Annotated in this window: 19 protein-coding genes; 1 reads left to right on the forward strand and 18 read right to left on the reverse strand. The window is 58.9% G+C overall.

The genetic code is table 11. The annotated features are described in order from the left end of the window. Positions 1–9: 9 nt before the first annotated feature. Entirely contained in the window at positions 10–792 is a 783-nt protein-coding gene (locus ONB25_10750) for a YjbH domain-containing protein (GenBank protein ID MDZ7393359.1), read from the reverse strand. Positions 793–1,092: 300 nt separating this feature from the next. Here ONB25_10750 and ONB25_10755 point away from each other — a divergent pair, with 300 nt between their 5' ends. Continuing rightward, positions 1,093–1,281: a hypothetical protein gene (locus ONB25_10755; protein ID MDZ7393360.1), complete on the forward strand. Its 189-nt coding sequence runs from the start codon at positions 1,093–1,095 to the stop codon at positions 1,279–1,281. 112 nt (positions 1,282–1,393) lie between these two features. On the opposite strand, the gene ONB25_10760 is transcribed toward ONB25_10755, so the two are convergent. The 17 genes from ONB25_10760 to ONB25_10840 all read right to left on the reverse strand — a co-directional run bounded on the left by ONB25_10760 (position 1,394) and on the right by ONB25_10840 (position 20,553). Then, positions 1,394–2,359 carry an aldo/keto reductase gene (locus ONB25_10760; GenBank protein MDZ7393361.1) on the reverse strand — a complete coding sequence of 322 codons (966 nt, stop codon included), beginning with the start codon at positions 2,357–2,359 and terminating at the stop codon, positions 1,394–1,396. A gap of 220 nt (positions 2,360–2,579) precedes the next feature. Next, positions 2,580–3,950, reverse strand: coding sequence for a deoxyribodipyrimidine photo-lyase (locus ONB25_10765; protein ID MDZ7393362.1), 1,371 nt, complete (start codon positions 3,948–3,950; stop codon positions 2,580–2,582). A gap of 4 nt (positions 3,951–3,954) precedes the next feature. Beyond that, complete coding sequence (locus tag ONB25_10770) at positions 3,955–4,680, reverse strand: PorT family protein (GenBank protein MDZ7393363.1); 726 nt, start codon at positions 4,678–4,680, stop codon at positions 3,955–3,957. Positions 4,681–5,376: 696 nt separating this feature from the next. Further along, positions 5,377–6,348, reverse strand: a complete 972-nt coding sequence (locus ONB25_10775) for a DUF523 and DUF1722 domain-containing protein (GenBank protein ID MDZ7393364.1) — start codon at positions 6,346–6,348, stop codon at positions 5,377–5,379. A gap of 17 nt (positions 6,349–6,365) precedes the next feature. After that, positions 6,366–6,842, reverse strand: coding sequence for a tryptophan-rich sensory protein (locus ONB25_10780; protein ID MDZ7393365.1), 477 nt, complete (start codon positions 6,840–6,842; stop codon positions 6,366–6,368). A 228-nt stretch (positions 6,843–7,070) separates the two neighbouring features. Further along, positions 7,071–7,592: a hypothetical protein gene (locus ONB25_10785; GenBank protein ID MDZ7393366.1), complete on the reverse strand. Its 522-nt coding sequence runs from the start codon at positions 7,590–7,592 to the stop codon at positions 7,071–7,073. A 190-nt stretch (positions 7,593–7,782) separates the two neighbouring features. Continuing rightward, entirely contained in the window at positions 7,783–9,012 is a 1,230-nt protein-coding gene (locus ONB25_10790) for an aminotransferase class V-fold PLP-dependent enzyme (protein MDZ7393367.1), read from the reverse strand. A gap of 10 nt (positions 9,013–9,022) precedes the next feature. After that, positions 9,023–9,409 (reverse strand): response regulator, encoded by a 387-nt coding sequence (locus tag ONB25_10795; protein ID MDZ7393368.1) that lies wholly within the window; start codon positions 9,407–9,409, stop codon positions 9,023–9,025. Continuing rightward, entirely contained in the window at positions 9,402–10,796 is a 1,395-nt protein-coding gene (locus ONB25_10800; GenBank protein ID MDZ7393369.1) for an ATP-binding protein, read from the reverse strand. Before ONB25_10800 ends, ONB25_10795 begins: the two co-directional genes overlap by 8 nt. Further along, positions 10,789–12,255 carry a sigma-54 dependent transcriptional regulator gene (locus ONB25_10805; GenBank protein MDZ7393370.1) on the reverse strand — a complete coding sequence of 489 codons (1,467 nt, stop codon included), beginning with the start codon at positions 12,253–12,255 and terminating at the stop codon, positions 10,789–10,791. The genes ONB25_10800 and ONB25_10805 overlap by 8 nt, the downstream gene beginning before the upstream one ends. Positions 12,256–12,410: 155 nt before the next feature. Then, the gene (locus ONB25_10810; protein MDZ7393371.1) at positions 12,411–13,703 is read right to left on the reverse strand and encodes an outer membrane protein transport protein; all 1,293 of its coding nucleotides are present in this window, start codon (positions 13,701–13,703) and stop codon (positions 12,411–12,413) included. 54 nt (positions 13,704–13,757) lie between these two features. Then, on the reverse strand, positions 13,758–14,789 hold the full coding sequence (locus ONB25_10815) for a hypothetical protein (GenBank protein ID MDZ7393372.1): 1,032 nt from the start codon (positions 14,787–14,789) through the stop codon (positions 13,758–13,760). A gap of 656 nt (positions 14,790–15,445) precedes the next feature. After that, a complete protein-coding gene (locus ONB25_10820; protein MDZ7393373.1) occupies positions 15,446–16,066 on the reverse strand; it encodes a TonB family protein in 621 nt (206 codons plus the stop codon). 68 nt (positions 16,067–16,134) lie between these two features. Beyond that, complete coding sequence (locus ONB25_10825) at positions 16,135–16,905, reverse strand: tetratricopeptide repeat protein (protein ID MDZ7393374.1); 771 nt, start codon at positions 16,903–16,905, stop codon at positions 16,135–16,137. Positions 16,906–16,907: 2 nt separating this feature from the next. Then, entirely contained in the window at positions 16,908–18,779 is a 1,872-nt protein-coding gene (locus ONB25_10830) for a BatD family protein (GenBank protein MDZ7393375.1), read from the reverse strand. A gap of 1 nt (position 18,780) precedes the next feature. After that, the gene (locus ONB25_10835) at positions 18,781–19,506 is read right to left on the reverse strand and encodes a tetratricopeptide repeat protein (protein ID MDZ7393376.1); all 726 of its coding nucleotides are present in this window, start codon (positions 19,504–19,506) and stop codon (positions 18,781–18,783) included. Between the two features lie 15 nt (positions 19,507–19,521). After that, positions 19,522–20,553, reverse strand: a complete 1,032-nt coding sequence (locus ONB25_10840; protein ID MDZ7393377.1) for a VWA domain-containing protein — start codon at positions 20,551–20,553, stop codon at positions 19,522–19,524. Positions 20,554–20,746 lie beyond the last annotated feature (193 nt).

The raw sequence follows: 20,746 nt of genomic DNA on the forward strand, positions 1-20,746 counted from the left end.
TTCTCCTGGCTAGAAGTATTCGAGATAGACAATCTTCAGCTCGCGATTGGCGTACTTCATGTCCTGTCGATTCTCGAGAATGTTTTTGAAGGCAAACTCGATATACAGGCGCTGGGCAAATGTCCAGCGCATGCCCACGTTGAGATAGCCCTTCCCCCCACCGACGGCCTGGCTGTTGTTATCGTTCATCCCTATGTCATAGTCAGCCACAAGGGACAACTCATCATTCAGCATTAGGTCAAGCCCCCCAAACACGTCAAAGTCGCGGTCACCATCTTTGTCCTCAAGACTGTAGCACAACCCCACATGAGCACCGACTGTGAGGGGGAGTCCATAGTTCTTGCTGGCGACGGCGTAGAAACCGCGCGATTTGATAGTGTATCGCTCCAGCTCGTCAATGTATGGGCCATAACCCTGACTGTCGTAACCGATCACGATGTCGGGCATGGCATAGCTTTCTTCGAAAATGCGGTAGGCAAAATGGACGCCAGGGTCTGGGTTCCATTTCACCTTCCCAGCTCCGATGATGTTAGTACCTCCAAATGAGGCGCCGAAGTTGAGCCGATGGGTGAGGCCGACGGAGATATTCCCCAGGAGGCCACCTTCTGGATAGGCGCGCACGCCCACGATGAAACTTCCCCGCTCAAGGATCTGCGCGGTGGGCTGATCGATGAGTATGGGGCTCAACATGCGCTCTCCCTTATATGGCACTGGGGGCCTTTGCTGCGCATACGACACCCCAAGGCTCACAATCACCGCCACCCCGCTCACAAGCACCACTAAGCTGCGCATGGCCAGGACCCTCCACCTAAACCCACTTGCCGCGCCAGGATCCCGTCGACTCCTGGTGATGGTCAGCACCCTTGTCGTTATAAATGTATCAATTATGTTGCGAAAAGTCAAGCAAAAAGCTCAAGTTTCTTCTCGCAGCTGGCCATTCGGGCGAGGCAGAAATACCGCATTGCTGACAACCGGCAACAACCTTGAAATCTCTTGGCGCCACTCACCCAACCACACAACGTCAGGTTTGTGAAGGCGCAAGAAAACCGAGGAGGAGAGAGCCACAGGCGCCTCAGTCTGCGGAGGCTTTCCTTGCAAGGCGGCCCAAAAGCAAACCTGCTCAAGGCCCTGGGTATTCTGGGGCTTGCCGTCACGCTCGACATCCACTGCACCGCCGTGGGCACAGCCACGCACTGCAGGGCACCGACGGGCCACATTTTCATGCGCAGCTTTTTCCAAATGCCTACCATCCCAGGGCACCCGGGCGAACACGCCCAGTAGGTACGGAGTGCCTTCTTCACCTGGTGTCCTCGACTGCTTTGTTCCCGCCCACCGATGCTGTTCTAAGCCAGTCCACCGTGGTGGCCGAACAACTCTTCGCGTGAATGGTTGCTTAGTCTGCATCCAGAGGTGGCAACCCCTCCAGCGAGAGTGGCGGCAAGTCGGACGCTGCGCAGTTTTCTGCCACCTGCTCAGGGGTTTTTGCACCGGGAATAACCGTGTGGCAGGCAGGGTGAGAAAGACAGAAGGCCAAGCTCACCTGAGCGCGTGTCAGGCCAGGATGGCGCTCAAACAGAAACTCATAGTCCTTGAGGCTGTTGAAATAAGCCTCAATCTTCTCAGGCGACAGGTTCATGCGACGGTGGTCATCCGGACCGAAGCGTGTGGCCCGCGAGAATTTGCCCGTCAAGAAACCGAAAAGCAGCGGGATGCGCACGATGACCCCCAGTCCGAGTCGTTGGGCAGTGGGCAGCAGGACTCGCTCTGCCTCGCGCTCCAGGAGATTGTAGCGCACCTGAATGGACTCAAGCAGGTCGGCATGCTCCTCGAGCAGGAACGCTTGTTCCGTCTCCTTGAACGACTGAACACTCAGCCCGGCGTAGCGGATCTTGCCTGTCTTTTTCAACTCGGCAAGGGCCAGCCATGGCTCCTCGCGCACAAGCTTGTCCAAATCGGGACTGTGCAGCTGCAGTATGTCGATGGTTTCCAGGCGCAAACGTCGCAATGACTGCTCGGTCGCCCACACCAGATAGTCTTTCTCGTAGTTCTGACGGATAGGGCCATACCCTCTGTCGTCAGCAGCGCTGGCGTGGTAGAAGTCGTTTCCCACCTTGGTCGCAACCAGCACATTCCCCTTGCCCCGCTCGGCGAGGACCTCTGCAATCAGCTCCTCCGAATGTCCGAAACCATAGACGTCGGCCGTGTCGATCAGCGTGACGCCTCGGTCGAGAGCCTCATGGAGCGCTCGTTTGGAAATCCTGTCATCAGTGGGTCCCCAGTTCTTGCCGCCAATTGCCCACGCGCCAAAGCCAACCGTAGAAACCACGGGACCACGTTCACCCAACCGGACGTACTTCATTGCCTGACCTATCTCCTTTGTGCCACTTCTTCTGGCATGCGCGTACACTCCTGCCCCGTGCGGAGCCCGCGTTCCCTTGCACCTTCCACCTGCGCCCGCCGGCCACTTTACCCCTCTCACTCCGCCAGGCGTTCACCGCGACTCTGCGGAAGCCTTGAACGTTCCTCCAGACCGGCTCCACCAATTGGCCAATCCCAGGTAGAATCGGGCTCGTCAGCACTTAGACCCTCTTCATCCCCACCTGTTCGAGCGACGCCACCCTGCGCAAGTAGCTTTCCATGTCGAATTTGCGGCGCAAGCCGCTTTCGGCCATGTAGCGCACCAGCCCAAACACAGGGCGCTCGGCCCATGGCCGATCGTGCTTGCCAAAACACCACGCAACCCCCGCAAAACCGTTTGGATCGCGGCCATCGAGTTCGTATTTGTTGTTGAGGTACAAACAGCGCCGGAACGCCTCTTCGGGCGTAGGGCTCCATTCCAGAATCTTCTTCCCCCAGTACATGCGCATGTAGCCGTGCATCTTGCCACTCAATACCATCTCCTTTTGCGCAGCATTCCAGTACTGGTCATGGGTCCGGGCCTGCTCCAATTCGGAGAGCGAATAGAGGTAAGGGCGGGGGTCGTTCTTATGCTTCTGCAACGTCTTTTGTGCCCAGGCGGGTAGTCCGGAGAAAGAGTCGTAGTTGGGGTTACGGGAGACAAAATTCATGCTTAATTCTCGTCGCACCACCAGCTCCTCAAGGAAAGCATCAGTCCCAGGGCTTTGCGCCTGAGTTACCTGCAGAGCCACGTACAGGGGCGAAATCTGGCCAAAATGCAGATAAGGGCTCAGCTGGGAGAGAAAGTCGTTGCCAGGATCGCTTCGTCGCGTGGCATAATGCTCCAATTTGTGCTCAACAAAAAGCGTGAGCCATTTCTTCGCCTCTGAGGTGCCACCTCGGAAAAGTGGACTGGGGGGAACCGTTTCGTCCACGCGCAAAGATGCACACATGGCTTCAGGATCTGCGAGCGAGGCCCCCGGGATGTCCAGCTCCAAAGAAGAGACCCGTGGTTCGCGTGGGGCAAGGGGCTGCAGGAAATGGAACAGAAGGAGGGAGAGTTTCCTCCGCAACGTGGCAGCAGAATACTCCTCCTTGTGGGACACAGTGTCAACCGGGACTATCACGTCGCTTTCAACTTCGATGAGGGGGCACTGCAGCCGCTTTGCCACGTAGGTGCGCCACCCCCGCTGAATGCGCAAGTACCCACAATCCACCACGACGAGCGCCGCACCGCGCGCCACAGGGACTATCTCCAACTCTGGCGATCCGCGGCGGACCACGAGCTTCACGCGCCGTTCGTGGAGCCCACGCTCCACTTCAGCGAGGCCTTGGAGCATGAAAAGGTAGTGCCGCCGGTTCGCCTCAGGAAAGTGTTCCGTTAGACCAAAGAAGACAACCACCGGCAGTCCCAGTTCGTTGGCTCGGTCGATGGCATATTCCAACGCGTGATTGTATTCGACGCGCTGACTGGCCTGCATCCAGTAGAGGACGAAGGCACCTTTGGCCAAAGGCCGGTCATTCAAGTTCTTGAGGCGTTCGATGTGAATCATGGCTTCACCTCAGGCGGTAGCGCACCCCAGTCATCACCGCGTGGGAGAAGTTGCGGAGCAGAATCACCGGGAAATCTACCCCGTGAAACTCCGCGATGTGCACAGGGTCCGTGTCCAGCGTCAGGTCCACGAATCCCATTGAGTAGCGATACTTCACTACCAGCGCTATTTTGCCCAAAGGAACCTCACACCCAAAGCCGGAGACAAACCCCACATCTCCACGCTCCACATCCGTGAGGGTCCGGGAGGCGCCACCTTTTTGCTCGTTGTAGAAGGTATACCGCGCGGCCCAAGCAGCCGCAACGTAACCTCCGCCATAGGTAAAGATTCTTCCCGGCCCAACTTTAAGCCAATAGGTCTTGAACAGAACCGGGACCTCAAGGTACCTAAAACGATACGTCAGTTCCATCGCGCCAAAGGGGAAGGAAAAGGTGGTCACCGTGTGGTGGGCACCTTTTTCGGTAAGGACTATGCCGAGTTCTGCAGTGAGCCAGCGACCCAAATCGGCGGTGGTGCTGGCGGAGACCATCAGGCCTGGCTGCCAGCCCACCACTACTTGGGTGCCTGGCGGCTTGTCGCGAGGGCTCCAGTGGCTGGCCCAAGAGTGCCCTATGTTCGCCTCCATGGCAAACCGTCCACCTGCCTGCGCGAGAACGGCTGAGCCAATCACAATGCCAGAAAACAAACCGATGAGACAACCTACAAGTCGCGCGCCGATTCTACACCGCATGTGGTTCCTCACAAGGGAAGGACCTACTAACTTGCAAATAACCGCCAACCTCTTCAACCAGCTAACTTCCGCTGACGTCCACTCTTCTCGGGATTGGGCCCTGCAGGACCAACTTCCACAGCGCCTTCTACTCTTTCATAGAACAGCTCAGATCCTCTATTCTTTCACGCTTCCCCGAAACGACCAGCCGCCTTGTGCGAGTTGCGGCGCGTGAGCAAAGCCTGCGCACGGGCACACGTACCAAACAGCGCTCAAGCCTCCGGGGGCGGAAGGGCCATCCACCCGTCTGGCACTGGGAAACTAGGGGGCAATACGGAAGCGGCATGCAAACCCCGAAAAAGAGACGAGGGAGAACGGTGGCCTCGGTAGAGGAATCCTTCCCGTCGGTCGCAAAGTGTATCAGCCCTCTGCCGCAAGAGAAGTTGGTGGAGGAACAGCGCTCGCCTGGACCGGATCCTCAACAGCCCCCGGCACGTGCGGCGCACAAGCCCGCTCCTTGGGTATCGAACTCGTACCCTCCGGGGCACCATTCTCGCCACCGTGCTCCTCCGCGTTCCCGATGTGACTATCCACCGTTCCACTCCTCGCTTGTAGGGCGCGAGCCTTCACCCCTGCTCAACTCGACCGACTGCCCCCAGCACTGCCAGCCACAGCCTTGTGTGCCCGGTGGCTATGCTCTCCTGCCCCAAACCTTTGTCACAGGTCTCTCCCCTTCCCCGAATCGGAAATCTCTACCAACGCCTCGGGATAAGGGTTGAGAAAGGCTTGAGGCTCCAGGTAGGGCTGTCCGAAGCGGGCAATCCATGACTTGAGGAGCGCGAGCGGCACGCTGAGAGGCACCCTCTTCTCCCGGAACTGACTCAGCGTATCAAGGAAGAACGCTTTCTCCCTCGCTCCAAGTTGGGACGAGAAATAACCCAACGCGTGCATAAACACATTGATCATGGCAGAGGGGCGAGCAGGGCGAGCGAGTGCCGCGTGCAAAAGACGCTCATACTCGTCGAGCAGTTGTGCGAGCGGCTTGTGCTCCGGATTGGCCACAAGCCTTCCCATGGCTCTGAGGTGTTTTTGACTATAGCCCATGAGGAGGAGCTTGTGCTGGCTGTGGTAATCCACGAGTCGACCCATTTTGCCCTCCGTCCTGACCTCATGAAACCGGGCGGTGGCGAATAAATGGGTGAGGAAGTGCTCTCGAATGCGAAAGTTGCTGAGTCGTCCTTCATCCTCTACTGGTAAGTGACCGAAACGTGCCAACACCGCCGCGCCAAAGATGCCACTCCCCTTGTGCGAGACAGCTGCGTTGTCCGTGCCCGCAAAGATTTTTGTGTCCTTGATTCCGCAAGAAGGTGAACGACCCTTCAGAATGAAGCCATGCACTCGCCCTTGCTGCGCGACGAGGAATGCTGAGGCAAAATGTTCCATCTTCTCTGTCACATCCAGACCTGTGGCCGGCTGGACAAGCCGTAGCATATTTTTGTGCTTGACCACGCGAATGGGCTCTCGCGGAACCCCCAGGCCAATTTCCACCTCGGGGCAGACGGGAACATAGCGGACAAAAGGCGCCAGCTTTTCGACGAACTCGCTGGGGATAGTCACGCCGTTGTACCGGCACGGGGCAAATCCCAGGCACTTGCTTACCACCACGACCGGCTTTTCATCCATCCGCATGGCTCGGCGCCCAGGGTTCAACGGTTCAGGTATACGATGGAAGCATTCAGGACCGCCGCGTAACTCACCCAGAGGAGATATGGCATAAGCAAGATGCCGCTCACCGGCAGGATGCGCCAAAATGCGAGAAGCGTGGCCAGGAGCGTCCCCCACAGCAGGAGGATGTCCACCAGCGCCACAGCGGGAGAACGGAGCCCGAAGAAGAAGAGGGACCAAAGCACATTGAACACGAGTTGGACCAGGAAAAGAACCGTAGCAGCGTTGCTCCCAGGACTTTTGTGCCAGATCATAGCTATGGCGATGCCCATCAACACATACAACACCGTCCACACGGGGCCAAAAAGCCAGGACGGTGGCGTGAAGACCGGCTTAGCCAGCGTCGGGTACCAGTTCTGCACGGCGCTCCTGGTAAAAACACCTCCGACAATTCCTGCCAACAGGCAGACTCCGACGCCCACTACCAGCCTCAGAAAGAACGACTTTGAGAATTCCACTGTCTCCTCCTATGCCTTGAGAAACCCCACGGACCCAGTGAACAGCAGCCCTCGCTGCTGCCTGACAGGATCTTGTCCTCGGGTTGGACTTGCGAGTCCGGGTGATTTTTGCCAGTCGGGCCAAATTTACGCCAGAGAACTTGAAGTTGCAAGCGCTCTTTATGCTCCGGGTGGCCACGGATGAGAAAGTAGTGCAGGTGGCAACGGACGCAATGTGGTGAGAAGCTTCTAAGGGAGCACCACCAAGGTAATGTCAAAGGTCACCCTTCCTGAACTCGGCACAGAGGCGTTAGGCGCCGAAGGAATAGTCCCTTGTGTGCCGTAGAAACCGACGTAGTCACCACTTGTGGGAGCAGAAAGCGGGGTACTCACCACCCACACAACCGCATAGACGTAGTAGGTCCCGGCAGGAACATCTTTCATTTCGTACGTCACCCTCAGGCCTGTGCCACAGGTCCCGGTAATTACTTTCGCAAAACCGTTCGCGCTGCTGGTGTCGCTATCCACCGCCACCGCATACCACTTCCCCGGAGCCTCGGCAGGCAGAGTCAAAGTCCCAGTCACGTTTACGCCTACATCCTTCTCTGCCTGCGGCTCTGTAGAGTTCTTGCCGCAGGCAACCAGGGTGAGTAGGCTGCCCAAGAGCACGAGCCAAAGGAGCCACAGAAGGCACGTAGCACGAAGAGTCAAAATCTGTCGGGTGCTGAAGCCCCGGAAAAACCGCCGCTGCAAAACAGTGCCCTCATTCATGGTGTGTTCCTATCATCCTTTCTTTTCCGTCTCGTTTTGGGACAAGAATAACTCCGTCGCTATCGTATTCGCACGTAAGCACCAAGCCGAATCTGGTCCGCAGTACCATCGCGGTTTCCCCCGGGTGATACAGGCAATGAATCTGGAGCGAGGTTTTCGCCCACCAATACACCTTGGCCCCGCTCACCAGTCACAACCGAGCCATGGCGGCCATGAGGGTTCGTCTCGCAACCAGCTCCAATTTGTGCACAATAGCTTCTACATCGGCCTCGCTGTTCCAGACGTGGAAAGAAAACCGCAACATGGGCGGCGCCGTCAAATGCTCCGCATATGCGGCCGGTACGCGATTGATGAGAGCACAATGGACCCCTTCTGCCAGCAGGTCATCGTGCAAACGGTCCAGCACGGCCGCGCCAGAGGCAAAACCTTGCGGGACAAGCGAAACGATGGCGGTCCGCCCCTCACACTGAGGGCTAGGGTACACCCGGAACAAACCCTGTAGTCTTTCCACGCAACGCGTGCGGAATTCCTCGGCAAGGGCGCAGACGTAGCGGAACGCGCGCGCCATCGTGTCGCGATCCATAAAAGGACGCAGGCTGTCGCCCAGGGCCGCCAACGCAAAGGCCACGGCGCCACTCCTGGAGCCCTTGTCTTGATTTAACCGTGGATGGACCGCGAAGGGCGAAGAGGCATCGCGCGCAATAATCTGCAGGTGTTCCGGCGCGCGAACGTAGAGGAATCCGGTCTGGTCTGGGCCCACCAGCCACTTGTGCGCATCGCCAGCGTAAAAGTCGCATCCCAGCTCTTGGACCGCGACGGGCACATGACCAACCGCTTGCGCCCCGTCCACCAACACCAATACATCCGGGCGCCCCGCCTTGACGCGCGCGCAGATATCCGCAATTGGCAGCGCTACACCCGTGTTGTAGCAGACATGGCTCAGAAGCAGGAGACGCGTATCCTCGTGCACCCGCCCTATGATCTCATCAATTATGCCCTGGCTGGTGGTCTTCTCGGCAACGCGTGCCACATCGGCATGATAGCGGGGCGGAGCAACTTTGCTGTAGATGCCATAGAACTCGCAGTCGGTGACTAAGATACGGGCACCATAGGGCACAATCTGGTGGGCGAACAGCACGTCCTTGAGTGCTGCTTCCGAGCCGGTGGTGAACACCACGTGCGCTGGATCAGGGCAGCCGATGAAGGCGCTCAGGCTGTTTCGGGACTGTGCTACTGCCAAGCGAAGCGCGCGCATGCAGGCCTTCGGGTCGTCCTCGTACAGGTGCTGCCACTTTCGGTACCTGTTCTCCACGCCGAGCACATCAGCCCGCACGCGCTCAGCGCCAGCCCAGTTGACGTACACCTTGCTCCGATCCGAGAGCCAGGGCAGAGAGGTCAATTCCGAAGGAGGTTTGAGCATGGCCGTCGTCTCAGTTGCCAATCACTCTGCTGATTTCGCGCACGATCCTCTCGCTGGTAGTGGGCTTGGTGACGATGCCGTCAGCCAATCCCCGCTCCAGAGCCTCACGGATTGCCTCATCGTCCTGGCGGAAAATGGTCAGTAGCAGCACCTTCATGCGCCCTTCCCTGCGCCGGGGGTGCTGGCGGAGTTGCTCGGCAATAGCCAGACCCTCGTGGATGTTGGTTTCGCTCATCACGTCCAGCAACAACACGTCAGGCAGATGAGCGTCTACAGTGCGCAGCGCCTCCTGGCGGTCAAGTGGGCAAGAGGCCACCTCGAAGCCGGCCTCGCGCAGGTCGGCACAGATGCCTTGCCGCAGGAATTCGACGTCCTCGGCGTACAGTACCTTAGTCATTGCTCGATGCTCCTCCCAGCGCGTAGGAGGGGAAAACCACCGTGAAGGTAGTCCCCCTTCCGGGTGCGCTCTCTACATTGATGTGTCCGCCGTGGGCATGCACAATGTGGCGCGCCAGCGACAGGCCCAAACCGGCCCCGCTTGGATGAAGCCGCGCAAAGCGCCTGCCGCGGTAACCCTGGTCAAAGATCTTGGGCAGTTCCTCCGGCGCGATGCCACACCCGTTATCGGCGCAGGTGACCACAACGCCACCGTTCTCACGCGCAGCGGTCAGACGAATGCGTCCGGTGTGCTCTTCCACGGCGAAGATGGCATTCTCCAGCAACGTGCTGAACAAGAACTCCAGATCGTCAGGGCGCCCCCAGAGCGCGGCGCCTCCGGTGCGCACACGCACGTCCACAGCGACCTTTTTGTGCTCCAATAGCGGCTTTTTTCCCTGTACCACTTGGCGCAAGAGCTTGCGTAGATCAACCTGCTTCTTTTCCGTCACCGCAAGCCACTGGCTGTCCCCCAACGCCAAACCGCGCATGGACTGCAGCGTGTACTCTTCCACCTGTCGGATGGCGGAAACAATTTGGCGGTACGACTTTTCCCTGTCGCGGTTAGCACGCAGGTTCTCCGCCGCGGTAAGGACGATCTGATATGGCATCAACGTCTTGTGCAACGCAATCTTCTTCTCCTCGGCAATTTTCCGCAGGGCGTAGCGCAAGAACAGGTTCTGCAGCTTGATGATGTTTTTGAGAATGAGGAAACTACTCAACTCCTCAGCCGAAAATCGCCGCCAGTCCTGTTCGGCCAGCCTAGTGTAACGTCGCACAAGAAGGTCAAAGTTGAAGCTTAGGCTAATCTCGCCCATGAGGATATCGGCAATCACCTGCGCGAGAAACTCGGTCGAGGCGATCAGGCCGCGAATATTTTCCTCGGTAAAAACCGGGACGTTGTTGCGGATCTCCTCCTCGATCTCCGCCCGCGGCAAGCCAAAATCATCAACCACAGCGAAGAAGCGCTCCGAAAGGTGCGGGCGTTCCACCGTGAGAAACTCGCCGATGGAGATCAGCCCCACCACTCGATCATAGACGACGATGGGAACCATGAAGCACGTAAAGCCAGACCAACACACATACCGCTGTGGGCGAGAAGTCTGGATCACCATCCGGGCGTACTTCAGATCGTCCACGTCGCAAAACCGCCGGCGGATCTTTACGTTGTTGAAGAGATAGTACTTGCAGATTCGATGGCAGAAATGCCGTTCCGTGATCTGGTTGGCGTCGCTATCCCATACTGCCGTCGAGCAGCGCGTGGTGGCTGTGTTCTCTTCGCAGATATCATTGAGCTTATCAATGATGTCCTGCTCCTTGAGGCGGGCGGTGAAAATGTCCTCATGCATCGCCTTCCACCCCCTGCAGGTATCTATTGAAGATCATCCTGCTGATGCCCAACGCGGCTGCTGCCTTGGACTTGTTGCCATGAAAGCGCTCCAAGGCCGCTTTGCAATAGGCTTGCCTCACCTCGGCAACCACCTGGCGCAAAGGACGGGTCTCGCTGCGGAAATCCCATGTGCCGCGTGCTTTTCCCGCCACCGGCTCAAGCCGAAGGTCTTTCTCATCGATCACCGTGCTGGAAGCCAGCGTAATGGTCCGCTCCAGCAGGTTTTCCAATTCGCGCACATTCCCCACCCACGGATACGCCTGCAGACGAGCAATAGCCCTGGGGGTAAGAACGTAGCGAATGCCCAGGCGACTGCTGAACCGGGTGAGAATGTGCTCCACCAAGTCGGGAATGTCCTCCGGCCGCTCGCGCAGAGGCGGAATGTAGATGGGAATCACATTCAGGCGGTAGAACAGGTCGCGCCGGAACAGACCTTTTTCGATCAGTTCTTCCAAGCTCTGATTGGTGGCGCTGATGACACGGATATCGGTCTTTATCTTCTCATTTCCGCCCACGCGCGTGAACTCTCCCTCTTGAAGCACACGCAGCATCTTGACCTGCATGGCCAACGAGGTATCGCCGATCTCATCCAGGAACAGAGTCCCGCCGTTGGCCAGTTCGAACTTGCCGATTTTCTGGCTGATGGCGCCGGTGAACGACCCCTTCTCGTGGCCGAAAAGCTCGCTCTCAAGAAGCGTCTCCGGAAGCGCCGCGCAGTTCACGTCCACGAAAACCTTGCCTCGACGCCGACTGCGGTCATGGATTAGCCGAGCGATGAGCTCTTTGCCGGTGCCCGATTCGCCGCGGATGAGCACGTTGGCCTCTGACTGCGCAACCTTTTCCACCATGTCGCGCACCGCAGCCATAGCGGCCGATTCTCCCCATACGATCTCGCGCTCCACTCTGGTTCGCGCAAAAAGCTCGAGCACCCGGTTGACCAGGCTCTCGATGAGATCGAGTTCGAAGGTATTGAGGATGCGTTCGTCGGCGCAGCCAAAAAAGAGGACGCCATAGTCCCCATTCCCCGTGCTGCTTTGTAACCGAACGGCTAGCCCTGAGCCAAGGCCAGGATGCTCTGCGAGGGTACGGTAGGGGCTGGCGTGGATTTGATTGAGGCGCACATAGCGCTCGCCGGGGTGGGTCTCCAACTGCGTACTAATCAGCTGCACTAGCTCTCGCCCCACTTCAGTCGTGCTGGGAGCACGGAATCCGCGGGGGCGCGGTCGGCCATCGCTGCATTCCAAGACCGAGCCCCGACGCTCCAGGAAGACAATGAACTTGTACCGCGTGATGGAGGCAATGACTTCGAACCCTTGCTCCAGCATGTCGCGCGGGTCCTGGGTCTTGGACAGCGCGTCGATGAACTGCTGCAGGTAGCCGGAATACTTGTAGTCGAAATTGTACCGCTGCTGGCTCATTGCTAATTAGATGCCGCGATCTTGGTGGCATGGTGCCAGGAGGTGTGGGGTGCCCGCCCTGGTGCGCCTCTTGTCAGCCTGGTCGGCGGTTCTGACACCGCAAAACAGAAAAGGCGCGACCCCCATCTTCTGTAGGTGTCGCGCCGTGTTCACGCTCAAAAGCGCACGGCGATGCTGGCAAAGACGGTGTTCTTGGTCACTTGCTCGTCGACGCGGGTGAGGTCTTCCGAGAGTGCCCCGGTGGTCTGCTCCCACGTCCCTCGCACCCAGGCCAGGTCGAACTTGAGCTGCTTATCAAGCAAGAACCCCACACCGAACGTCACGTACTCGCGGTCGTGCGTCGACGGGGCCCCCTTGAATGGCGAGGGGATCACAGCGTACCCGGCGCGAAGCTGGGTGCCAAGCCCTGGAATGCTCAATTCGCCGCCCAAGTGCACCTGTGTGGTCGCTCGGTAGGTGCGCTGAATAGCCAAGTTGGCTTCTCCCTTGCTCCATCCCTGCACTGGCGGGTCGCTCTTGAAACGCACCTGCGACCAGTCCTGGTAGAAGACGTCGCCAGCCACGGTGAGCCAGGCTACGCTGGCAGCACCACCAAAGCCGAAGCCAAACGGCGAGGAGACGCGGTACTCGAAGGTACCGGAGCGCTGGGACACGTTTCGCCTACCGTCATCAAAGGTCTCGGTGTCCGCGTATCCCCAATCCTCCCTGCCCGTCAGCGTCAACGGTGTGCTCATAGTGGCGGCGAAGCGCAATACGCGGCCCACATGGTACAAAGCGCCCAGGCGGAAGTTCGTGCCGGTGAAGCGAGTGTCAATGTTATCGTCCTTTTCGAAAACATTGAACGTGTACAAGTCTAAGTGGTCCTTTTCCTGAAAGCTCAGCTGGTAATCATCTCTGCCGGTCCAGAAGTTGAGAGAGGCACCCAGCGAGAGGTTGGGAGACATATCCACGGCGCCGCTCAAGACCCAGTTGTTGAGCCCGCCTCCTTCCAATTCGTTCCAGCTCTGGTGCACCTGACCGTCGGGGAGCGCCAGGGTCCAAGCAAAATCAAACTGCCCGTCGAAGCTGCGCACACGGTTGTAGCCTCCCGCGAACACCAGGCTCCCCCGGTAGGTGGGCACCGGAATAACAAGACCAATGCACCCCAAGCGGGTAAAGCTCGCCTCCGACGTCATCTGATAACCAAAGGCGCTTGCCTGGTCTTTGCCCATAGCGTGCGAAAGGGTGCCAAAAAACTCCATGCGCCTGATCTGCGCCAAGCCAGCAGGGTTGTAATACGTAGCCGAATAGTCCTCGGCCACCGCCTGGTAAGCACCCCCCATGCCTCCTGCCCGCGCACTCACGCTGACCCCTTCGCCGATCTGGAAGACCGTATTCTCAAATGTCTGGGCTCCTGCCCCACCTATGACGAGGGCAAGGAGCAGAGTCGGTAGACAATACTTTTTCATCGCCTGCTCCGTTCTTTTCTGTCACGCTGGGCCTGGCCCGGGTTGGCGGCTGGCCTATCCGCGCGTGCGGCTGCGACTACTGCCAGAAGACTGTCTGCTGCCACCGGCGCCACTGCTGCCCCCGCCCGAGGAACCCGAGTGCGAGGCCGGGGGCGGCGAGTAGGTGGGCGGCGGGCTGTAACTGGGCTTCGGGGCAGATCTGACCGGCGATGAACTACCTGCACTCCGTTCGCGCACGCGCTGGGGTGGAGGATTTGTCTGCGCCGGCTTGGCGGGCGCGGTGGCCGGCGGCTCTTTCTTGGGTACACGCCGGGCTATATCGGCATCGCGCGTGACCCGTGGTGGAGGAGTTTCTGTACCCCGCTCAATCCTACGCGGTACCTCTCTGGCCTGCGCAGGAGCCTCCTCCCGCCCGACGCGGTGAGCGCCTGACTCCTCCGCGCGCCGGGCTATGGGACGGCGCTGGTCCACTGGAGGACGCGCTTCTTCTTGCGCTGCCCCCATTCCCTCATGCGGAGAGCGCGTCCGTGTACCAGAGACTGCGGTCATCGGCGGGGCCATTGGCTCGCCGCCAGCACCCTCCAGCATGGGTCGCCGGGTAAAAGGCCGACGCGCATACGGCTGGTCCCAGTAGCGGTACCGCGGATAGTAGTAGGAAGACCACCCCCAATATGGCCTGTAGTACACCCACCCGCCGTAGTATGAGAAAGGCGTCCAATACCACGGATCACCCCAGTAAGGATACCAGGTGTACCATGGGTCCCAGTAGTAGTGGATGCGCCATGCGAAGGAAAACCGCCATGGGTAAGCATAGTAAGGGTCCCACCAGTACCACCACGGGTCGTAGACGTAGTACGGCCGCCCCCAAAGGCCATGGTGGTACACGTCAACCCGGTGATACACCGTGGAGTCCCGAGGAGCGTCAGTGGTAGTGTCTGCCTCCACGTAGCGCTCCTCGTACTCGTCCTCGTACGTGGCGCTGCTCTCCACGCGGACCGTTGCCAGCTGCGTGTAGCACCCCAGCACGAGGAGCATAAGCGCTCCCCCGAGCACCACGAGAGTAGCAGATGCTGTGTGTCTTGCCATGGGTATCGCCTCCCATGAGACTGATGCGCAGGGCCTTGCCCGCCAAATGCCTCTTCGCTAGTGCACCCCTGTCTCGCGTTGGGCAAAGGCCCTTGTGCCTCAGGCTTGCCTATCACCTATTGCGGCACTGCGCCGCCCCTTCACCTCTCCACTTAGGCAGCCAGGTGGGAGCCACTGGATAACTGCCGTGCCTCCTTCACCTTGCCTGCCTTCCACTAACTAATATACGACAACCGCGCCCATTTGTCAACCTGATTCTCGCAAACGCCGTGCCAGCAGAGTACCCCGTCCATATGGCTCCTGCCGCGGCGTAAAACAAGAAGAATCTGAGGTGTGGTGAGCCTCGGTCAACGAGCCCCTCCGGCAAAATAACGGCCCGTGTCAAATTCGTTGTCAGGAGTGGCGCACTTGTTATCAGAAAGACTCCAAAACTCCTGCTGCACGCTTCTGGCCCTGCCTGCACAATGCCACACGATCTCAGCCGGGCGACAAAGCGATCAGCCAGCTACTATTCCTCACAGACGGGCAACGAGCAATGAAATGGGGAGCAGCCAGGATGCCACCGTGGCCATCGGATATCGGCCAGGCGCGCGTACTCTTCGATCTTGTGAAGGCGACTCCTTGCTCGGTTCCTCTTGAGTGCTGGTGCACAAGGCCTAAAAGTAGAAGCCGTATTCCCTGATTGTCCAGGTTGGCACTGGAACCCCCCGCCTACGACCAGGGATAAAGCGGGTAGCCCGCGCCGCCTTCAGAGCGGCCTGCGCGCACGCCTCGCTCCCTGTCGTGTTCGAGATCACGATGGCCTCGGCAACTGTCCCATCGGCAGCTACCAGAAGGCTTAGCTTCACCACTCCTTGAATTCCCTTTTCTCGAGCAGACTTGGGATATTCTGGAAACACCTCGGCGACGGGACGCGGAGGGGTCACCAATCCGGGGGCTTCGCCTAAAGGGTCGCCCGCGCCGGATAAAGAGGGCGCAAAGGAGAGCTCTGTGAGCTCGATAGTCTCGTCAGCAGGCAGTTCGGGGTCGTCCACCGGGACCGGCACAGCAGGACGTTGCGGAGGGGCCACCGCACCGTGCTGGCGCGTCACAGGCACCTCCTGCACCTCCATCGCAGGGGGGACAAGCGGCAGGGGCCTCCTTCTCGCCTCGTACCGGGGCACAAGTTGAAAGCAGAGGATCAGGAGCAATAGAGCAACGACCGTGGCCCGCTCCATCCGGAGACAGTAACCAGCTTTGAACTGCTCCTGGGCCGTGGGATAAGGTGCTTTCAACATCCTGCCCTCACCATCCCAGCACTTTCGGGAGCCTAAAAGACAAGGCCCCACACCGGGGCCTCCACTGATCAGATTCTTTCCATGGTTGCCGCGGGTAACCAACCCACCTTGCCGTCGGGCAACCGAATCCGGCACCATCCGCCGCTCACTTCTTCGACGCGGACTTTGGCCCCCGCGTGCAAGAAAAACTGCTCTGAGAAGTCCTGGTCTGGACCACTCCGGGCTGCCACCTTGTCTTCCAGAACAATTGCCTCGTTGCTTTGGTGCGCCTCGTGTAGACGAACGGCAAGGTTCAGGGCAAAGACCACCAGCGGCACGGCCAAAACCCAAACTACCGTGCGCAGGATGCGACGCATCTTGCCTTGCCGGTCCAGTATGATACCAACAAGTAGCCCCGCCACTCCCGCATACAACCCCATGACCAGCCAGAAGAGTGCACCAAGACCAAGCCAGTTCTTAAAGTCCTCCATCCAGCGGAGCAGTATGAAGCGCGGCGGGATTACGATCCGGTCCACAGCTCTTAGATTAGCCAGCTCGAGATTAAAGCGCACCTCTTCGTCGTCAGGAAGAAGCCGCCTGGCCCTTTCGTAGTTCAGGATTGCCCTGCCCACATCACCAATCCGGTAGTACGCGTTCCCCAGGTTGAAATAGAGGGCTCCGCTCTCGTATCCGGCTTCTAGAGCTTCCTGGTATCTGGCGACAGCGGCCTGGTAGTCGCCGCGCTCGTAGAGCGAGTTTCCCTCACGCATCAGTCTTTCGGCATAGCTCCGCCCTTGGGCGAACGCCCCGATAACGGGAAGAGCCACGAACACCGTGATTGTCCACACGATTCGCTTCATGGCTAAAAAGCGCTCTCTATTCCCACCAAAGCGTCTTTCGCCCGTTCATAGAACTGCTTCATCTGCTCGACACTAGAGCTGATGGGGGCGAAACGGCGATAGTCGCACTCGCGCAAACAAGCCATCAGGGCCTCCACCTGAGGAGAAGGCACGCCGCGTGCCAGGAGTTGCCTCTCGACTTCCTCGCTCAGCAGGCCAGCGGCCGAAGTATTCAGTTTGTCGGCCACGTACCCCAGCAAGCTGCGCCCCACTTCGGCATAGAACTCCTTTTCCGTCTTTTGCCCTATCAGCCCCTTGGCCTTGTGCAATCTCCTCATGGCCAAGCGATTGGCACGCCTACTCCTGGCATACGCCACATCCCCAGCCAGGCGATCCACGTGGCGGCGATAGACGACCGCTGCCCCGAGCACCAGCAACGGGAAAACAGTGAGGGCCCAAGCAAACCGCGGAATCATTGCCTGGCCCCCACGCCGGTAGAGGCGCACATCCGTCTTGATAAAACGTATGTCCTGCCCTACGAGGCGAACTTCCTCTTTGGTCATTGCGCCGCCCACCGATGCCACCTGCCGAGCTCCCTTTCGCACCCGCAGCACAAGCTCGGGTGTGCTGACCGTGCGATAGGAGCTACTGGCCAAGTCAAAGTACGAAAAACTGATGGGCTTGATGCGATGCTCGCCGGGGAATCTCGGCACCAACACGTATTCAAACGTCTTGGCCCCGGAAATAGCTTCGCCACTCCGGTTGATCTCTTCGTTCACCTTAGGCTTGTACTGCTCCAAGTCCGGCGGTATGCTCACCTTCGGCTCTCTGATCATCATGACGTTGCCAGTGCCGCCAATCCTCACGGTGAGGGTCACGGCTTCATTAGTTTCCACCTCGGACTTGTCCAGGCCCGCGGAGATGTGGAATGAACCCACGGCTCCTGCAAAGTCATCCGGCCTGCCCGCCTCCGGCAGGGGAAGTACCTCTACGGTGATGGGCGCTGAGTAGATGGCTTTGCGCACCACCCGGTCGAAAAACGGATCATCGAAAAAGCTGTCGAAGAAGTCGCGCGTCCGGCGTGTACGCGGCTGGCGCACCTCACACTCTATCCCCATGGCGTCAATAGTAACCTTGCCGGCCGTGGTGGGAAAAAGCATCATCTTCTTCAAGTCGGCGACAACGAACTGGCGGCCATCCACGACTTCGTGGCGCTGCACCGGCTGTTGCGGCAAGGGGACCTCTTCAGCCCAAAAGCCGGTCGTAGTTGGAAGCTTAGTGATGGCATAGTTGGTCACTTCCACGCGCGTATAAATGCGGAAGGTGACCACTACCGGCTGATGCTGATACACCCGGCGCCTGTCCACTATGGCCCGCAGAAAGAGATTCTCTTCGAGGCCACCCTCGGTGCCCATTTGCGGTCGTTGCTGGCCTGGCCGGGGTTGCGCCGCCGGGGCAGGACTCTTCACCACCTGCACCTTCACTGGCTGTGCCTTGAACACTTCGCCCTTGTAGCTCACTTGCACTGGGGGGATCTCAAACTCCCCTTCCTTGACTGCAAGGTAGCGGAAGGTGAAGGTCTTGCTCACCGACATCCGCCCATTAATAAACTGGAAGCTGGACGAGGTGCCGCTGGCGCCCAGGTAGGTGGCAAAATCGCTCAGGTCCGGCAACTCGGGCGTGGGGGCGTCGTTTGCCTGCGCGCCGCTATACTCGACGATGAGCGTGAACGGCTGATTCACCGCCACCACAGTGGCGTCAACGCTCATGGTGACCGTGAGGTCAATCGCCCAGGAGGGTATTCCGGCCAGGACAAAAACGGCCACGAGCCACCACAGCCGTCGCAGGGGCTCTTCTGGGCCGTTCCTCCCCAATCTGTGCAAGTGACGCTCCATCTTACCAGTCCTTCAGCACTCTCCTGCTCCCCCGGGCCGGCACCTTGCGTTCCTGCTGCGCGTCCTTTTCGCTCTGGTTCAGGGCATCCAGGATGCGCTCAGCATCCTCTTTGGACATGTCCTTTTCTTTGCCTTGCTGCTCTTCGGCTTCGCCGGCCTGCTGCTCACCTTGCTCCTGGCGCTCCTGCTGTTGCTCCTCCTCTCGCTTCTGCCCTTGCTGTTGCTGCCCCTGTTGGCCTTCTTGCTTTTGCTGCTCCTGCTGCTGTTCCTGTTGCTGGCTCACAGACTGCTTTTGGGCACTGTTCTTGAGGAGCGCCCGCACCAATTCTAAATTGTACTTGGCATCAACGTCGTTGGGGTCCAACTGCAGCGCTCTCTGGTAGGCGAGAATGCTCTCCGGCAGCTTCCCCATCCGAAACAGAGTATTGCCGATGTTGTAGTACGCCTTGGCCTGCGTAGCCACGTCCGGGCTGTTCAAGGCCTTGTCGAAATCTTTCAGTGCATCCTCATAGTTCTGCCGCTTGTAGTCAGTCGTACCGAGGTTGAAGTGAACTATCGGCGACAGGGGGTCATGATTGAGTGCATCGCGGTACTTGTTTGCAGCAGCTTCGTACTTTTCCTGGGCAAAGAGGCGATTCCCTTGAGCAACCTGCCGGCGGCCGGCTTGTGCCAACACCACCGCAGGGAGCAAGACAAGGAAAGCTCCGGCTAAGAGATGCACACGCATTACATCACCTCTTGGTCACGCAAAGCGTCCATACCATTCTCGCCTCGGTGTACGTCTTTCGGGGATTAGAGGTTCCACAACTAAAAGCACCAGGACCAAGACCAGAAGGTATTGAAACCGCTCTTCAAATTGCGAAAACCGCAGAGACCCCAGCTCCTTCTTCTCCATACCGGCGATGCGCTCGTAGATCTTGTCCAGCTCCATGGCGCCGCCAGTTGCCCGGTAGTAGGCGCCCCCGGTCTCCTGCGCGATCTTTTGCAGGGTAACCTCGTCCAACCTGCTTGTGACGCGTTGGCCGCTCCTGTCTTTCTTCCAATCGATCAGCTGTCCGCGCTGGTCATAGACCGGGATCGGCACTCCCTCCACCGAACCTATCCCAATGGTGTAAATGACAACGCCCTCTCGCGCAGCCTGTTTGGCTATCTCAACTGGGTCGGAGCCGTGGTCCTCCCCATCTGTTACGAGGACCAACACCTTATGCTTCCGCTCTTTTTGCTCAAAGGCTTTCATTGCCACAGCGATCGCCTCGCCGATGGCCGTCCCTGGCGTCGGGATCAGAGAGGGCTCCATGATGTCCAGGAACATCTCGGCTGCAGCATAGTCAAGGGTCAAAGGGCACTGGAGAAATGCCTCGCCTGCAAAGGCCACCAGGCCCACACGATCTCCCTCCAAGCGGCCGATGAACTGCTCGATCTCGCGTTTCGCCTTGGCAAGCCGGTTGGGTTTCACATCTTCAGCCTGCATGGAAAGCGAAACGTCCAGGGCGATAATGATGTCCACGCCACTCCGCTTGACCTCTTCCAGCTTGGTGCCGATCTGGGGTCTGGCGAGGCTGAGCACCATGAGGCCTGCCGTGAGTATGACGAGCACCGCCTTCAGGACCTGCCGGCGGCGGCTGGTGTTGGCCGCCAGTTTCTGCACCAAGGGCAAATGTCCGAAACGCTCCATGGCCCGCCTCTTCCAGCGAAAAGCCACCGCGTAGAAGAGAGCGAGTAGGGGGACCACCAGAAGCAAGTACAGGATCTGTTCATTAGCAAAGCGCAGCATAATCCCATTGCCCTAGGTTTATGGGATCCTTCTGAATCGCGTGTGAGCCAGCACTACTTCCAACACCAGCGCTGCGAAGGCCACTACCAGGAAGCGCACAAACAGCTCTTTGTATGTGGTGTACTCCTTCACCTCGATCTTTGTCTTTTCCAACTGATCGATTTCTTGATAGATCTTAGTCAATGCCGCCGTG

This window comes from candidate division KSB1 bacterium, from assembly GCA_034506335.1.
Classification (GTDB): domain Bacteria; phylum Zhuqueibacterota; class Zhuqueibacteria; order JANLFK01; family Oleimicrobiaceae; genus Oleimicrobium.

Bases quoted from the DNA above. Each gene is read 5' to 3' on its own strand.
- ONB25_10815 (MDZ7393372.1), bottom strand. From the start codon at position 14,789: ATGGCAAGACACACAGCATCTGCTACTCTCGTGGTGCTCGGGGGAGCG.
- ONB25_10835 (MDZ7393376.1), bottom strand. From the start codon at position 19,506: ATGCGTGTGCATCTCTTAGCCGGAGCTTTCCTTGTCTTGCTCCCTGCG.
- ONB25_10765 (MDZ7393362.1), bottom strand. From the start codon at position 3,950: ATGATTCACATCGAACGCCTCAAGAACTTGAATGACCGGCCTTTGGCC.
- ONB25_10795 (MDZ7393368.1), bottom strand. From the start codon at position 9,409: ATGACTAAGGTACTGTACGCCGAGGACGTCGAATTCCTGCGGCAAGGC.
- ONB25_10760 (MDZ7393361.1), bottom strand. From the start codon at position 2,359: ATGAAGTACGTCCGGTTGGGTGAACGTGGTCCCGTGGTTTCTACGGTT.
- ONB25_10800 (MDZ7393369.1), bottom strand. From the start codon at position 10,796: ATGCATGAGGACATTTTCACCGCCCGCCTCAAGGAGCAGGACATCATT.
- ONB25_10820 (MDZ7393373.1), bottom strand. From the start codon at position 16,066: ATGTTGAAAGCACCTTATCCCACGGCCCAGGAGCAGTTCAAAGCTGGT.
- ONB25_10840 (MDZ7393377.1), bottom strand. From the start codon at position 20,553: ATGCTGCGCTTTGCTAATGAACAGATCCTGTACTTGCTTCTGGTGGTC.
- ONB25_10775 (MDZ7393364.1), bottom strand. From the start codon at position 6,348: ATGCGGATGGATGAAAAGCCGGTCGTGGTGGTAAGCAAGTGCCTGGGA.
- ONB25_10790 (MDZ7393367.1), bottom strand. From the start codon at position 9,012: ATGCTCAAACCTCCTTCGGAATTGACCTCTCTGCCCTGGCTCTCGGAT.
- ONB25_10785 (MDZ7393366.1), bottom strand. From the start codon at position 7,592: ATGAATGAGGGCACTGTTTTGCAGCGGCGGTTTTTCCGGGGCTTCAGC.
- ONB25_10770 (MDZ7393363.1), bottom strand. From the start codon at position 4,680: ATGCGGTGTAGAATCGGCGCGCGACTTGTAGGTTGTCTCATCGGTTTG.
- ONB25_10810 (MDZ7393371.1), bottom strand. From the start codon at position 13,703: ATGAAAAAGTATTGTCTACCGACTCTGCTCCTTGCCCTCGTCATAGGT.
- ONB25_10830 (MDZ7393375.1), bottom strand. From the start codon at position 18,779: ATGGAGCGTCACTTGCACAGATTGGGGAGGAACGGCCCAGAAGAGCCC.
- ONB25_10805 (MDZ7393370.1), bottom strand. From the start codon at position 12,255: ATGAGCCAGCAGCGGTACAATTTCGACTACAAGTATTCCGGCTACCTG.
- ONB25_10750 (MDZ7393359.1), bottom strand. From the start codon at position 792: ATGCGCAGCTTAGTGGTGCTTGTGAGCGGGGTGGCGGTGATTGTGAGC.
- ONB25_10825 (MDZ7393374.1), bottom strand. From the start codon at position 16,905: ATGAAGCGAATCGTGTGGACAATCACGGTGTTCGTGGCTCTTCCCGTT.